Genomic DNA, 14342 nt, shown 5'->3' on the forward strand with positions numbered 1-14342 from the left:
GAACTTCCATCATATTCAACGTGTATAGGTTGTATGTTGTGGTATAGCTTTATGTAGCCTGAAATATTCCAAGGAGGGGAGACGATGGCGAAAAAATCGAATGAGCGGATGAAAAGGCACGATGTGGATGAAAAGCAGACATGGGACTTAACGGCTCTTTTTGAAACGAAGAGTGACTGGGAGAAGGAGCTGAAGGCGGTCAAGGGTGATTTGCCGGAAGTCACTAAGTATAAGGGGAAGCTTGGCGATAGTGCAGGTGAGCTGCTGGAATGCCTAGAGGCTAAGGAGAAGCTGTTGGAGCGATTTAACCTTGTTTCGATGTATGCTAATCTGCGGCAATCCGTCGACCATACTGATCCGGAAAGGCAGAAGGATGCGGCAATTTCGGCGGATGTCCAGTCAAAAGTCAATTCGGAACTGTCGTTTGTCGAGACGGAAATCATCAAGCTCCCGGATGGGAAAATAAATCAGTTTTTAGAAGAGGAGCCAGGATTGGACCCCTTCAAAAAATACTTGAGCGATTTACAGGATCGCAAGCCTCACGCTCTCGGAGAGGAAACAGAGGAAACGCTCGCGGCGTTAGGGTCGCTCTTCAGTTCTCCGTACAATGTTTATAGTCGAGGCAAATTATCTGACATGCAGTTCGATTCTTTTATCGATGACGAGGGAAATGAAATTCCTCTTTCATTTGCTCTCTATTCAGGCAAATACGTGGCTTCGCCGTCAGCAGCCGTACGCCGAAATTCATATGAATCTTTTAACAAGACATTGAACCACTATAAGCATACGTTTGCGGCAACCTATGCGACTCAGGTGAATCAGGAGGTGGCGATGGCCAGGCTCAGGAACTATGATTCTGTGACCGATATGCTGTTAGATGATCAGCAGGTCACCCGGGAGATGTATGATAACCAGCTGGACATCATCCAGGAGGAGCTCGCCCCACATATGAGGCGTTATGCGAATTTGAAAAAACGAGTTTTAGGACTGGATAAGATGACGAATGCAGATCTTAAAGCGCCGCTCGATCCGGATTATAAAATAGAGACCAGCTATGATGAGGCGGCTGAAACGGTCCAGGAAGCACTTGAAATCATGGGGCCGGAGTACAGTAAGATGATCAAGACGGCTCTATCCGAGAGATGGGTTGATTATGCTGATAATGTTGGGAAAAGCACGGGTGCTTTTTGCTCGAGTCCATATGGCACACATCCTTACGTTTTGATGACCTGGCCGGATACGATGCGCGGTGCGTTCACGCTTGCACATGAATTGGGGCATGCCGGACATTTCTACCTGGCAGGAAAGAATCAACGAATGACCAATACCCGGCCATCGAGATATTTTATCGAAGCGCCATCAACGATGAATGAAATGCTGCTCGGAAACTACCTGTTGTCGAATACAAAGGACAAGCGGAAAAGGCGTTGGGTCATCCTCCAGCTATTAGGGACGTATTATCATAATTTTGTCACCCACCTGCTGGAGGGAGAGCTTCAGCGAAGGGTCTACAAGCTGGCCGAAGAAGGAGAGCCGTTGACAGCGAGCTTATTGTCTAAGCTAAAGCTGGAGGTCCTTGAAAACTTCTGGGGAGACTCCGTTGAAATGGACGAAGGAGCCGGACTGACCTGGATGCACCAGCCGCATTACTATATGGGCTTGTATCCGTATACGTATTCAGCCGGGTTGACGGTCTCAACCCTTGTGTCTCAGAGGATTTTGGACGAAGGAGAGCCGGCTGTTGAACAATGGCTTGACGTTTTGAGGGCTGGCGGAACGTTGAAGCCATTGGATTTAATCAAAAAGGCAGGAGTCGATATGTCCAAGCCTGAGCAAATCCGTGAGGCAGTCGCTTATGTCGGTAAACTGATCACCGAGCTGGAAGAAAGCTTCGTGGAATAATGCTTTATAAAAATGGCCGGATCCTCTGTCAGGATTCGGCCGTGGATTACATATTAATCAGTCACAATAAAAGCATCGATTCCCTGACTCTCGATCTCCCGGACGCGAGTTTCGGCGTTTTCGCGGCTTGAAAAAGCACCAGCTTGTACACGGTACCAAGTTTCGCCGGAAATCGTTGCCGTTGCGACAAAGCTCTCAATGCCTCTTGATTGAAGGAATGCTACACGATTGTCTGCATTTTCTCTGTCCTTAAAAGAACCGGCAATCACTTTATAAAGTGTTCCCCGATCATCATTTTGTTTTGGAGTAAGATTGAATGCTTTTGCAATCCCAATCGCGTGTCCCTGGGCAACATCTCGACGCCAGGCTTCCTGCTTGATCAGCTCGGCGTCATGCGCATTATCGATGAAGCCATTCTCGGAGAGCATTGCATCCATCGTTGTTTCGCGAAGCACGTGAAAATCTGCTTTCTTCTTGCCGCGGTCATCGAGTTGATTCAGCTTCATTACCTCTGTATGGATGATGTCACGGTATTTAGCTGTAGCAGAGCTGTCAGATAGGCTGCTGTGGATGTAATCCTCATATCCCTGGGCAGAGCCATTAAAAGCGTTGATGTGAATCGACATATAAAAATCAGCGCCCCAGGCATTTGCCTCATCCGTCCTCTGGCTCAAACTTTTTGTTATATCGCTTGTCCGACTCATCCTGACATCAATATTTTCATAGTTATTTTCGAGGATGGAGCGGATTTTCAGGGCGATATCCAGGGCCAAATTCTTTTCCTGAAGACCATTTCCCTGTGCGCCAGGATCCGAGCCGCCATGGCCTGGATCTAAATATAGTTTCATTGAATCTCCTCCTTATTAATGGTTGTTCCATATAGGATATGTAGGAGAAAAGTATTGGTACGGGTGCATGTCCCGGGATGGAAGAGCTATTTTAATTATTACGGAACATTTGATTGTTTAAATCGTAAAGTTAATAAGTCTACATATGTGAGGTGATATGTTGGAAACGAATGTGAATGCGACGAAAAATGTTAGAACAGTGAGGGAAGATGACTCGAGTCTAAAAAAGGTATTGAATATCATCGGTTTATTCATCTTTGGTGGAATGGCGCTGACAAGTGTTACGAACGCAATGCCTCCGGATTATATGATAGAATACTTCCTATTTATCGCAGGAAGTGCTTTGATCTATTATTTTTTAGTGAACATATACTTCCTTGGACAGACGTGGAGAAAGGTGTTTTATGGTGTTATCAGCTTGCTTGGCGTTGGCAGTTTGATAATGGCCTTTTATCTTGTGAATCATTCATCTCATTAGATTACTAGTTTTTCGACTTGATAGATTTTACTTAATTCTTTGGTGACGGTGCAATTTTACTCTTTAGCGTGCGTTTTCGGTCATTTTTCGTACAAATTTAGAAGATGCAAGTTAGTACGCTTAACGGTGCAATTTTCGTGTATAAGTTTAAGAAACTCCCTTTTCTCGGGGAGTTTCTTATTTTTAAAAAACTGCTTGATTAGTCGCTAAATGTTTGTTTCTGAATATTCATAATATATTTACTTTAATAAATTTTGTAAGCGTTACCATTACTAACATGATGGTCAGGGCGCGGTTTTAGCCTGTTCGTAATATCGTGTAACATCCTTGAAACAAACAAGAATGTTTGTTAGGTTAGATAACCGTAAGCCCCGTGAGGGCAGGAAAAACTTGGACGGCATAATTAACATAAGAATTTTTTTCTGTGTGGTACGGCTGGATAGCTCTTATAACATTCATGCTTAAGAATTCATTTTTCATTCTTGTACGTTAGCCGATTTTTTATTGTCCAGCTACAGCGCCTAGCCCCTCGAGACGTTTGTCTAGCTGAGGCTCCTAACTCCTCGAGACGCTTCGGTCCTGCCAATGAAGTCAAAGACCGACTTCACTGTCAGGCCCTCCAGTGCTTGTCGGAGTTGAGCAGTCGCCTCCGCATTTCGAATTCGGTCCGCCCAATGAAGTCAAAGATCGACTTCACCGGTCGGCCCTCCAACGCTTGTCGGGGCTGAACGAGGCGCTTTCGCTTTTCTAACCACTATGTTAATTATTTCGTTTAGGGAAAACGAAAAGGAGAGATTTGGTGTCTTTTGAAGTATTAATATCTTTAGGAGTTTATTTTATTGCAATGATCCTGATCGGATTGTATGCATACCGCAAAACGTCTGATCTATCAGACTATATGCTTGGCGGACGTGGTCTTGGACCATCGGTAACGGCTCTATCAGCTGGTGCGTCCGACATGAGTGGCTGGATGCTGATGGGCTTGCCTGGCGCGATGTACACATCAGGTATTTCCAGTGCCTGGATCGCAATTGGATTATCGATTGGTGCCTATTTGAACTACCTCATCTTAGCTCCAAGACTTCGAACATATACGGAGTTGGCAAATGATTCAATCACAATCCCCGATTTCCTTGAAAACCGCTTTTCAGATAAGACTAAAATCCTGCGTTCTGTATCTGCAGTCGTTATTATCATTTTCTTCACGCTGTACACTTCAGCGGGTCTAGTGTCAGGCGGTACTTTGTTTGAGTCAGCATTTGGACTTGATTATCGCTGGGGCTTGTTCCTGACAGCTGGTGTTGTAATTGTTTATACACTATTCGGTGGTTTCCTTGCTGTTAGTTTGACTGACTTTGTTCAAGGTGTCATCATGTTCCTTGCACTTGTCTTGGTGCCGGTCGTTGCCTTTACGGAGCTTGGCGGACCAGGTAATGTTATGGATACTGTAAGTGGAATCGACCCAACGTTGATGGATCTTTTCAAAGGTACAACATTCCTTGGAATCATCTCGCTATTGGCATGGGGGCTTGGTTATTTTGGCCAGCCGCATATCATCGTCCGCTTTATGGCAATCAAATCAATGGAAGAGCTTAAGCCTGCGCGCAGAATCGCGATGACATGGATGATCGTTTCGATCGTTGGCGCTTTGGCCGTTGGTCTTGTGGGTATTGCTTACGTACAGGTGAACAACGTAACGCTTGAAAATCCAGAAACTGTCTTTATCATGTTTGCGAACATCCTGTTCAACCCTTATATCACTGGATTCCTGCTCGCTGCGATTTTGGCTGCGATCATGAGTACAATTTCTTCACAGCTGCTCGTCACATCCAGTGCGTTGACAGAGGACTTTTACAAGGCGTTTTTCCGCCGCGAAGCATCTGATAAAGAATTGGTGTTGGTCGGCCGTGGCGCAGTATTGCTTGTTGCATTAGTCGGCATTGCGCTATCATACACGCCGAATGATACGATTCTTTCATTGGTTGGTAATGCTTGGGCTGGATTCGGTGCCGCATTTGGACCGGTCATGCTTCTGAGCTTGTACTGGAAGCAGATGAACCGCTGGGGTGCGCTTGCCGGTATCGTTGTCGGTGCGCTTACCGTCATCATCTGGATCAGCATTGATGGATTATCAGCATTCATGTATGAAATGATTCCAGGATTCTTCTTGAGCTTGATTGCAGTCCTTGTTGTAAGTAAAATCACAACCGGACCAGGTAAAGCTGTAAAAGAAGAGTTTAAAGAAATGGAAAACATAATGTCTGAGTAATAGAGTAATAGGCTGCTAGATTGCTAGCAGCCTGTTTTTTATTCAAGATTTGAATTTCTCCGGCTTCTTCACATAACTTTCTATGATGTATCCACAATCCGTGCAGATAATGTATAAAATCTCAGAGCCTAAACTCATCACCTTATTCTCGGGATACATAACAGCATATCCAGCATGTTTGCCTTTCCCGATTTCCGTTCCGCCGCACTTAGGACATTCTTTCGCATAGTTCATGGGATACATCCTTTCAAGTCCATTTTTTCATATTAGCTGAATTTACGAATTAGCTATGCAATATGTTTCAAGAAATAACCAATTCATTTGATTAAAGCCATGAAGGCTTATCACCGTGGACATTTATTTTTTAAAAAGGTATAATTAATTCGGTTTACGAAATATATTTATTAATAGTTTACCAAACCTTTTTGTTAGGTAAGAAGTTTTTATGCCTGGACCCATGCTCGAAAGTGGAAAAGGGTAATATATGAATATGAAGGTGAACGTATGCAAAAAGAAAAACTATGGACGAGAGATTTCGTCTCGATTTCGCTTGTGAACTTCGTGATGATGCTGTCGATGTATTTGCTGATCGTTACGATGGCATCGTATGCTATCGACACATATGATGCGTCCAGCAGCATGGCAGGATTGGCCTCCAGCATTTTCATCATCGGGGTTCTTTCTGCCAGATTGTATGCCGGCAAGGAAATTGCGAGGATTGGCAGCAAAAAGATGCTAATTGGCGGAATTTTGTTTTTCGTTCTGATTACTGCTCTATATTTAATACCGTCGAACATCTATGTCCTACTGATTGTCCGTTTTCTTCATGGAATCGGCATCGGGTTCGCGGCGACAGCAACGGGAACGATTGTAGCACAGGTTGTTCCCAAGAGCAGGAAAGGGGAAGGGATCAGTTATTTCAGCTTGAGCGTGATTTTATCGACCGCGATCGGTCCGTTGATTGGCCTTCCAATGATCAATGAATTTGGCTATGAGAGTATGTTCATTTTCTCCCTGGTCGTCGGGATCAGCTGTTTACCAATCGCTCTTACGGTTAAAGAACCTGTCGTGGATTACCAGGCGCAAGGTGGTAAAAGCCAAGGATTCAGCTTGGCGAATTACTTAGAGCCCAACGCATTACCTGCATCGATTGTCATGTTTGTTATCGCGCTCGCTTATTCAGGAACACTTTCATTCATCGCATCGTTTGCGAAGGAGGCTGGATTAATAGAGGCGGGGAGCATGTACTTTTTCGTTTACGCGATGGCCGTCTTATTTTCGCGTCCATTCACCGGAAAACTGATGGACGCAAAAGGAGCAAACAGCGTTGTCTATCCGGCATTGCTTGCTTTTGCGGCTGGAATGTATGTACTAAGCCAGGCAAATTCGACAGTGGTATTCCTCCTGGGAGCCGCGCTCATCGGATTAGGATACGGCAATTTCCAGTCAGTTGCCCAGACGATCGCCATTAAGATGACACCGCCGCATCGCATGGGCCTGGCCACCTCGACTTTTTTCATTATGATGGATATCGGTATCGGTGTGGGGCCATTCCTCCTCGGGTACATGATTCCGGACTACGGATATCGAGGGTTATATCTGGCGATGGTTCCGCTGATCATCATCGGCGTGATAATCTACTATGCCCTGCATGGAAAAAAAGAAAAAAGCCTCACCCCTAATGCATAAGAGCCCCTCGCCTGACATTGGCGAGGGTTTTCCTTATATATTCGGTGCATAGTTCGTGTTCTTTTCAACGTCGTTTTCCTCAGCCAAGTCTTCCATTTCCTGCGGGAAACCATTGGCCTGCCAAAATGAGGATTGAGCCAGGAAAAGGTCACATAGAAGGATTCTAAAAAAGCTGCCATGTAATCATGACAGCTCTCAATGCAATATCTACATATTTTCCATCATCTTCTCATCCAGATGTTCCAGGATCATTTCCCATGCGGAATCATGCCTGCTTTTGGATTCTTCGTCAGGGAACCCTTTGTGTGTGAGACTTAAGAGGGTCCCGTCCTGTTTGGGTTGAAGTTCGATTGTCACCACGGTTTCAGCGCCTTTTGTTCCAGCGGCACCAGTCAACCAGGTAAATTCGATCAGTTGGTCCGGTGTCAACCGAAGAAATCTCCCGTAATGAGGGTGGCGCTGCTCGACATTATCTAGTTCGGTTTTGAAGACTGTCTCAAAGAAAAAAACGGAATTGACCTCTGCCTTCATGATCAGCGTTCCGGGTGAAGCAAACCATTCGTCGAACTTCTCGGTCCATGCCTTGAAAAGAACTTCAGGCGATGATTTCATTTTGCGTTCAACCTTGAAGCCATGCGGTCTTGATGAAAGATCGGGTGTTGTTATAGGTTCCATCAGAAATCCCCCTTATTATTTAGCCGGGTACCTTTCTTGTAAAAAGGCCACAGATTGATTAATCAGTGCTTTTAAAACATCAACATCGATGTCGGCTACTTTATTTATGTAGACACACGCTTTTCCAGAGGTATGCTTGCCGAAATTCTTTAATAACGATTCTCTTCCTGTATCTCCTGTAGCAAAATACAAGCTGATTTTCGCTTTGCGAGGCGAGAAGCCTACTAGCGGCGCATCTCCTTCGTGTCCGGACTCGTACTTATAATGATAGGATCCAAAGCCGATGATGCTCGGCCCCCACATTTTCGCTGGGTAACCTGTGGTTTCTGTGAAAATATCCAGAAGTCTATACGCATCCTCCCGTTTTTTGGGGCTGTCGACATTTTCAATAAACTCGATGACACTATTGTCATTTTCTTTTGTTTTCAATTCGTACATCCTAACCAGAGCTCCTTCAAGCCATTTTCCCTTCAAATCAATCGTTTTCTAAGAAGGTTTTCCTCTATATTTACTTTCTAGACCTGCATTGAAATATCCTCTGTCATAATTCGTTCAAAGCTTTTCAACAGAATTGTGACTAATGTCACAACGCAGTCTCTTTTTGATCCGAATTTGATATCTTATAAGTGTAATAATAATAAATAACTTATTGGAGTGAGGAACATGTTTGCAAAATGGTTAAGAGAGAACAATGTTGCTGCTGGTCTACTGGCTGTTATTAGAATATGGCTTGGATACAACTGGATGACTGCTGGATGGGGTAAATTGACTGGGGAAGGATTCGATGCTTCTGGTTACTTGAAAAATGCTGTTGCCAATCCGGTTAAGGGTCCAGACGGAAACATGGTATACGGCTGGTACGTAAACTTCCTTGAAAGCTTCGCGATTCCGAATGTCGAATTGTTCAACTTCATCGTTCCACTTGGAGAGTTCCTAGTAGGACTTGGTTTGATCTTGGGAACACTGACAACTGCTGCAATGTTCTTCGGTCTAGTGATGAACTTCAGCTTCTTCCTTGCCGGAACAGTATCTCACAACCCAACTGACATCTTCTTCGGTTTTATCATTCTTGCTGCTGGTTACAACGCAGGTAAATACGGTTTAGACCGCTGGGTTGTGCCATTTATCCGCAAAACTATTTTCAAACGCGGAGAGGACGTCACACGCAACGCTGCTTAACTTGCTTAAATCCCCCTTTAATATAATAATTGGGCTGCCGGGAATTTCTCGGCAGCCATTTTTTTAATCTCAGTTTTACTCCATAAAACCACATAATTTGTCGAGAGGGCAGGGAGCAAATCCTTTAAGTTTTTTTCGCGCAACCAAAAAAGCATAGGAAATTAAATCCTATGCCTCTTCGCAATTGATGAAGTTATCTACCAAAGAAGTTATTCATCGTGTCTCTGAAATCTTCAAACATGCCATCCCTGTTCCTGTTATTGCGGATGTCATCAGCGAATGTACCCATTCTGTCAAACGCGTTATTATCCACAGAGACATATACATTGTCAATCCCTCTGTGAGCCTGGCGGACCTTTTGTTCAATTTCGCTTTCCAACCCATTTCTACTAACAGTATTTCTATCTGTGCCAACATTCTGGCGGTTTCCGTTTCCGGCATCACCTTTGCCGTCAATGATTCCATCATTTCCAGCACGGTTGTCATCCTGGTCTACTCGTCCATTCTCAGCAAAAGTCCTGCCGTTTCCATCCAAAGCATTATTAACATCAGCATTTCCATAATTGTCGTTATTACCGCCTGCCAGTCTTACAGCTACATACGCATTGTTTTCGGAGATAATGACACGAGCGTCGTCTACTTCTGCCATTTGCTCTACCTGGCGTTCAGCACGATCAGCAAGCTGAAGTCTGTTGTTTTCAGTAGCCGGGCCACGACGAACCTGGCTTGTCTGAACACGCTGTTGGCCGTTGTCGTTGTTATCATTTGCTGCGTTGTTATTCGCTGTGCATCCAGCCAATCCGAATGTAATAGCGGCACAGCTTGCCAAAATTAATGACTTTTTCACTTTATTCACTCCTTGTTTTGTTGTTATTCGTCCTTATGATGGCTTGAAATTGGCGCAGTATGCAGAGGAGAAAAGATTTTTTTAAAAAAATGCTATTCCAAGGATCATTGTTTCTTGTGTCATTCCGGTAATCATCAGGGTTTGGCATTTTTATGGTCCTCATGAAAAAACAAATCTAGTTTGTAACGCCCTGGAGAGTCTTCATTAAAGAACGATTTAATGCTTAGACATAATTCGTTCAAAACATTTCAACAGAATTGTGAATACATTCACAAAAACCCCTATTTTCAAGATAAATTTGATATCTTATAAGTGTACTAATACTAATTAACTTAATTGGAGTGAGGAACATGTTTGCAAAGTGGTTAAGAGAAAACAATGTTGCTGCTGGTATATTGACTGTCATTAGGGTTTGGCTAGGGTACAACTGGATGACTGCAGGTTGGGGTAAATTGACTGGGGAAGGTTTTGACGCTACTGGGTTCTTAACTCGAGCTGTAGAAAACCCTGTTAAAGGCCCAGACGGAAACGCAGTGTACAGCTGGTACGTAAGCTTCCTTGAGAGCTTCGCGATTCCGAACGTCGAATTGTTCAACTTCATCGTGCCAATGGGAGAGTTCCTTGTAGGACTTGGCTTAATCCTTGGTACACTGACAACTGCTGCCATTTTCTTCGGTCTAGTGATGAACTTCAGTTTCTTCCTTGCCGGCACAGTATCTCACAACCCAACAGACATCTTCTTCGGCTTCATCATCCTGTTCGCAGGCTACAACGCTGGTAAATACGGCTTAGACCGCTGGGTGGTGCCATTCATCCGCAAAACTGTTTTCAAACGCGGTGAAGAAGGCGTCCGCAACGCTGCTTAAACATAGTTAAATCCCCCTTTAAAATAAAATGGCTGCCGGGAATTCCTCGGCAGCTTTTTCTTATAGGTCACTTCTTTGTCTTTTAATCTTATATTTCCTGATCTTGTACAAAAGGCCTTGCCTTGTGATGCCGAGAGCTTCGGCAGCGCGTGCCTGGTTGCCATTTTCGCTTTCCAGAGCAGTTTCAATGACTTCTCTTTCAACCTGCTCGAGATGCTCTGACAAGGAGAAATCATCAGTCAGTTCAACTTGAACATCAGGAGTCTCAACCTCTTTCGCTGAAAAATAGTTCTGGATCTCCACAGGGAAATCTTCTAGCATCAATTGTCCGGACCTTGAGAGGACGGTTGCCCTGGACAAGGCATTTTGCAATTCACGGATATTGCCAGGCCAAGGATAGGAAGTGAGATTTGTTAAAAGCTCTTTGGAAATCGAGTAGCTTCGGTTGTGTTCTTCTTCAAAGCCAGCCAAAAATTGTTCCACGAGCAAAGGGATGTCCTCTATGCGCTCACGCAATGGCGGCAATTTAATCCCAATGATATTCAAGCGGTAATACAAGTCCTCGCGAAACTCGCCGTTCTGGACCATTTCCCATAGATTTCGGTTAGTGGCCGCGATGATGCGGACGTCTGAATGAAATTCTCTGGAGGTCCCAAGTGGTGTAAAGGTTTTGTCCTGTGTAAACTGCAGAAGCTTCGCCTGTACATCAAGCGAAATCTCGCCAATTTCATCGAGAAAAAGCGTGCCCTTGTCGGCAGCAGCGCATTTGCCCTCCTGAGACCTTACAGCGCCGGTAAAAGCACCTTTTTCATAGCCGAATAACTCACTTTCCAAAAGATTCGACGGGATGGCGGCACAATTCACCTTGATGAAAGGACCAGTCCTCCGTGTACTTTCCAGGTGAACAGCGTGAGCACCTCGCGATTTCCCGGTCCCGCTTTCACCCTCAAGCAAAATCGTGATATCCTGCCTGGCGACTCGTTCAATCAAGGAGTATACCTCCTGCATTTTAGGGCTCTTTCCAATCATGCCGTGAAGGTCATATTTTTGCTGGACAGCCTGTTTTAATTCTTTGTTTTCTTTTTTCAAGTGCTTCAATTCGAAAGCTCGTTCAATGACAACCTTCAGTTCATCAGCCTTGATTGGCTTGGTCAAGTAATCATATGCCCCTATTTTCATCGCTTTGACCGCATCTTCAATATCTCCGTAGGCAGTACAAGGGATAAAAACGGTATCGGGATAATTTGGCGCCCATTTTTCAAGGAGCTTTAAACCGGTTGTATCCGGCAAAAGAAAATCCAGCAACACAAGATCGATGTTCTCGCTCTCCATAAGCTTTTCAGCGATTTTCCCGGTCTCCGCTTCAATCACCGTATATCCTTGTTTTTGCAAGGTCAGCTTTGTCAGACGGCGGAATTTTTCATTATCTTCAACTAACAAGATTGTTTTTTGCATTGTGATCGCCTTCCTTGTGCTTTTTCAATGAAATCAGGAATGAGGTTCCTTCACCCATTTCACTTTCTACCTCGATATGGCCGTTATGGGAAGAGATGATATCATGGGTAATCCATAATCCCAGCCCGGTACCTTCTTGTTTGGTAGAAAAGAATGGATTGAAGATACGCTTGATCTTTTGCTGCGGGATGCCGATGCCATCATCCTTTATCTCTATTTCAATAGTATCACTATTCGTTCTTTCCATGGAAACGATGATTTGGCCTTGATGGGAAACAGCTTCAATACTATTGATAAAAAGATTGATTAGAGCCTGAATCATCTGGTTCCTGTCACCTTTCACCAAGTAATCCTCACCATCAGCGTCCAGAGTGGCATGGATCTGTTTTTTCCTGAATTGATGGGATAAAAGCTGGAGTGTTTCGGCGGCGACGGTTTTCATGTTGAAAACAGATTCATCCTTCTTGTTTTCCCGGCTGAATTGAAGGAACCTTCTGACGAGATGGTCGAGTCGCTGAATCTCATCCTGGATATCCTTTGCTGCTTCGGAAATGATTTCAACGGAAGCATCATCACTCTCTTTTGCAACAACTATTTCTTTTATTTCGCTGGCGATTAAATCACTGGCAAGCTGGACGGTCCCAAGCGGATTCTTTACCTCATGAGCCAGCCCGGCGGTCATCTGGCCAATCGCCACCAGCTGTTCTGAACGTTGAATATGTGTTTCCAGCTGGCGCACCTTCGTCACATCCCAAAAGGTAATAAGTACCCCAATGACTTGGTCTTTTTCATCTAATAATGGTGAACTGGACTGCTTGATGACTTTCTTTCCCGATTCATTTTCAAAAGTGAAGTCATCTTCAAGGCCGTCAAATTTCCTTGAGACATGCTTGCACTGTTCAAAATGATTCCTGAAAGAAAGCGGCAGGACAGAGACCGATTTTCCAATGGTATTTTCCTTTTGTATATTCAATAAATCCCCGGCGGTTGTATTCATTGAACTGATGAAGCCTTCCGGATTTATAGCGAAGACTCCGAAAGGGAAGGATTCCAGGATCAGCTGCAGCTGGCGTTCATGCGACTTTAAGCTTTCAGCCATATACTTCATCGTGCTGGACAGCGTCTTGATCTCATCCTCTTTTTCAAGAACAGGAACAAACCATTCTCCGCCCTTTGCATAGCTTGCTGCCTGCTGGGTAAGGGCCTTGATCGGCTTGATGATCCAGCGGATACCGAAAATGAGCAAGGTGAGCGCCGCTAAAAAGATCAGGATGAAGCCTTTCCATAAAATATCCTTCAATGAATCTATGACAGCATTTGCTTCAGTCAGCGGGATGGAGGTAGCTGTATAAAACGGCAGCCGATCCACAGGATTGTAGGCGACGAGGGACTCTTCCCCCCAGAGCTCACCCCTGTACACCCCGGTCCTGTCCAAAAAAGCCTCTCGCGTAAACGGATACTCATTAAGCAGGCTTCCGGATTTACTGAAATCGTCCGTATCAAACAATACCTTACCTTCATGGTTAAAAAGGAAGCTGTGCCCGAGGTCGCCGATGACATTTTGCTTGAAGTATTTTTGCAAATAGACAAGGCTGACATAAGCAATCAACCCGCCCTCAACCTCAGCAGCTTCGTCAGCCTGAAAAGGAACGATAATTAATAAGGTAGGCTCTCCGTTCATTTTTTTAATCGAGTCAGCGACAAAAGAGCTGCGCCGCCATTTCAGCTCAGCATACAATTCGGCTTCGGCAGAATTCAGCTTGGAATCTGTTTCAATAAAAGGAGCTTTATAGACGATTCTTTCCTTCTCGTCATTCACAATCTGGATCCTTTTAAAGAAAGGATCATTGACGACGAGATTGGTCAGGACTCCTTCTAATTTCCGCGTCTCTCCAGCCTGATTTTCAACGATATTCTCCAGCAGCTGGATCTTCAGGTTGAATAGGTCGCTGGTCTTGTCGGACATGACCCTTGTCACCTGGATCGCTTGATTCTCCGTCTGATTTTTTATGATATCTCTTGAAGAAGTTGCGGCGAGAATGAATATGATCAACAGAGGAATAAAAATGATGATAGTAGTAAGATATAAAAACCTTTTGGTTAATCGTGATGGGTAAAGTCTTTTCATGCGATT

At 44.5% G+C, this 14342-nt stretch carries 13 protein-coding genes; 6 read left to right on the plus strand and 7 right to left on the minus strand.

The features are described 5' to 3' along the window. Nucleotides 1-84 precede the first annotated feature (84 nt). Nucleotides 85-1902: an oligoendopeptidase F gene (pepF, locus tag DYI25_RS18105; protein ID WP_213371568.1), complete on the plus strand. Its 1818-nt coding sequence runs from the start codon at nt 85-87 to the stop codon at nt 1900-1902. Between the two features lie 53 nt (nt 1903-1955). Here the strand turns inward: pepF and DYI25_RS18110 are convergent, their stop codons facing one another. Next, nucleotides 1956-2750, minus strand: coding sequence for an N-acetylmuramoyl-L-alanine amidase (locus DYI25_RS18110; RefSeq protein WP_213371570.1), 795 nt, complete (start codon nt 2748-2750; stop codon nt 1956-1958). Nucleotides 2751-2907: 157 nt separating this feature from the next. On the opposite strand from DYI25_RS18110, the gene DYI25_RS18115 reads away from it, so the two are divergent. Together DYI25_RS18115 and putP are read left to right on the plus strand one after the other, a co-directional pair. After that, nucleotides 2908-3228, plus strand: a complete 321-nt coding sequence (locus tag DYI25_RS18115; RefSeq protein WP_213371572.1) for a hypothetical protein — start codon at nt 2908-2910, stop codon at nt 3226-3228. A 799-nt stretch (nt 3229-4027) separates the two neighbouring features. Continuing rightward, the gene (gene putP / locus DYI25_RS18120) at nt 4028-5497 is read left to right on the plus strand and encodes a sodium/proline symporter PutP (protein ID WP_213371574.1); all 1470 of its coding nucleotides are present in this window, start codon (nt 4028-4030) and stop codon (nt 5495-5497) included. A gap of 42 nt (nt 5498-5539) precedes the next feature. Here putP and DYI25_RS18125 read toward each other — a convergent pair whose 3' ends face one another. Continuing rightward, nucleotides 5540-5731: a transcription initiation factor TFIIIB gene (locus tag DYI25_RS18125; RefSeq protein WP_213371576.1), complete on the minus strand. Its 192-nt coding sequence runs from the start codon at nt 5729-5731 to the stop codon at nt 5540-5542. A gap of 270 nt (nt 5732-6001) precedes the next feature. Here DYI25_RS18125 and DYI25_RS18130 point away from each other — a divergent pair, with 270 nt between their 5' ends. Further along, the gene (locus DYI25_RS18130) at nt 6002-7186 is read left to right on the plus strand and encodes an MFS transporter (protein WP_213371578.1); all 1185 of its coding nucleotides are present in this window, start codon (nt 6002-6004) and stop codon (nt 7184-7186) included. A 207-nt stretch (nt 7187-7393) separates the two neighbouring features. Here DYI25_RS18130 and DYI25_RS18135 read toward each other — a convergent pair whose 3' ends face one another. Both DYI25_RS18135 and DYI25_RS18140 read right to left on the minus strand, forming a co-directional pair. After that, nucleotides 7394-7861: an SRPBCC domain-containing protein gene (locus tag DYI25_RS18135; protein ID WP_342032539.1), complete on the minus strand. Its 468-nt coding sequence runs from the start codon at nt 7859-7861 to the stop codon at nt 7394-7396. Between the two features lie 15 nt (nt 7862-7876). Further along, nucleotides 7877-8299 carry a DUF1801 domain-containing protein gene (locus tag DYI25_RS18140; RefSeq protein WP_213371580.1) on the minus strand — a complete coding sequence of 141 codons (423 nt, stop codon included), beginning with the start codon at nt 8297-8299 and terminating at the stop codon, nt 7877-7879. Between the two features lie 225 nt (nt 8300-8524). Here DYI25_RS18140 and DYI25_RS18145 point away from each other — a divergent pair, with 225 nt between their 5' ends. Then, nucleotides 8525-9040, plus strand: coding sequence for a DoxX family protein (locus tag DYI25_RS18145; RefSeq protein ID WP_213371582.1), 516 nt, complete (start codon nt 8525-8527; stop codon nt 9038-9040). A gap of 193 nt (nt 9041-9233) precedes the next feature. On the opposite strand, the gene DYI25_RS18150 is transcribed toward DYI25_RS18145, so the two are convergent. Beyond that, nucleotides 9234-9887, minus strand: a complete 654-nt coding sequence (locus DYI25_RS18150; RefSeq protein WP_213371584.1) for a YhcN/YlaJ family sporulation lipoprotein — start codon at nt 9885-9887, stop codon at nt 9234-9236. A gap of 350 nt (nt 9888-10237) precedes the next feature. On the opposite strand from DYI25_RS18150, the gene DYI25_RS18155 reads away from it, so the two are divergent. Continuing rightward, complete coding sequence (locus DYI25_RS18155; protein WP_213371587.1) at nt 10238-10753, plus strand: DoxX family protein; 516 nt, start codon at nt 10238-10240, stop codon at nt 10751-10753. A 60-nt stretch (nt 10754-10813) separates the two neighbouring features. Here DYI25_RS18155 and DYI25_RS18160 read toward each other — a convergent pair whose 3' ends face one another. Further along, a complete protein-coding gene (locus DYI25_RS18160; RefSeq protein WP_213371589.1) occupies nt 10814-12208 on the minus strand; it encodes a sigma-54-dependent transcriptional regulator in 1395 nt (464 codons plus the stop codon). Continuing rightward, nucleotides 12183-14336 (minus strand): ATP-binding protein, encoded by a 2154-nt coding sequence (locus DYI25_RS18165; protein WP_213371591.1) that lies wholly within the window; start codon nt 14334-14336, stop codon nt 12183-12185. Before DYI25_RS18165 ends, DYI25_RS18160 begins: the two co-directional genes overlap by 26 nt. Nucleotides 14337-14342 lie beyond the last annotated feature (6 nt).

Origin of the sequence: Mesobacillus boroniphilus, from assembly GCF_018424685.1 — a bacterium.
Classification (GTDB): Bacteria; Bacillota; Bacilli; order Bacillales; family Cytobacillaceae; genus Mesobacillus; species Mesobacillus boroniphilus_A.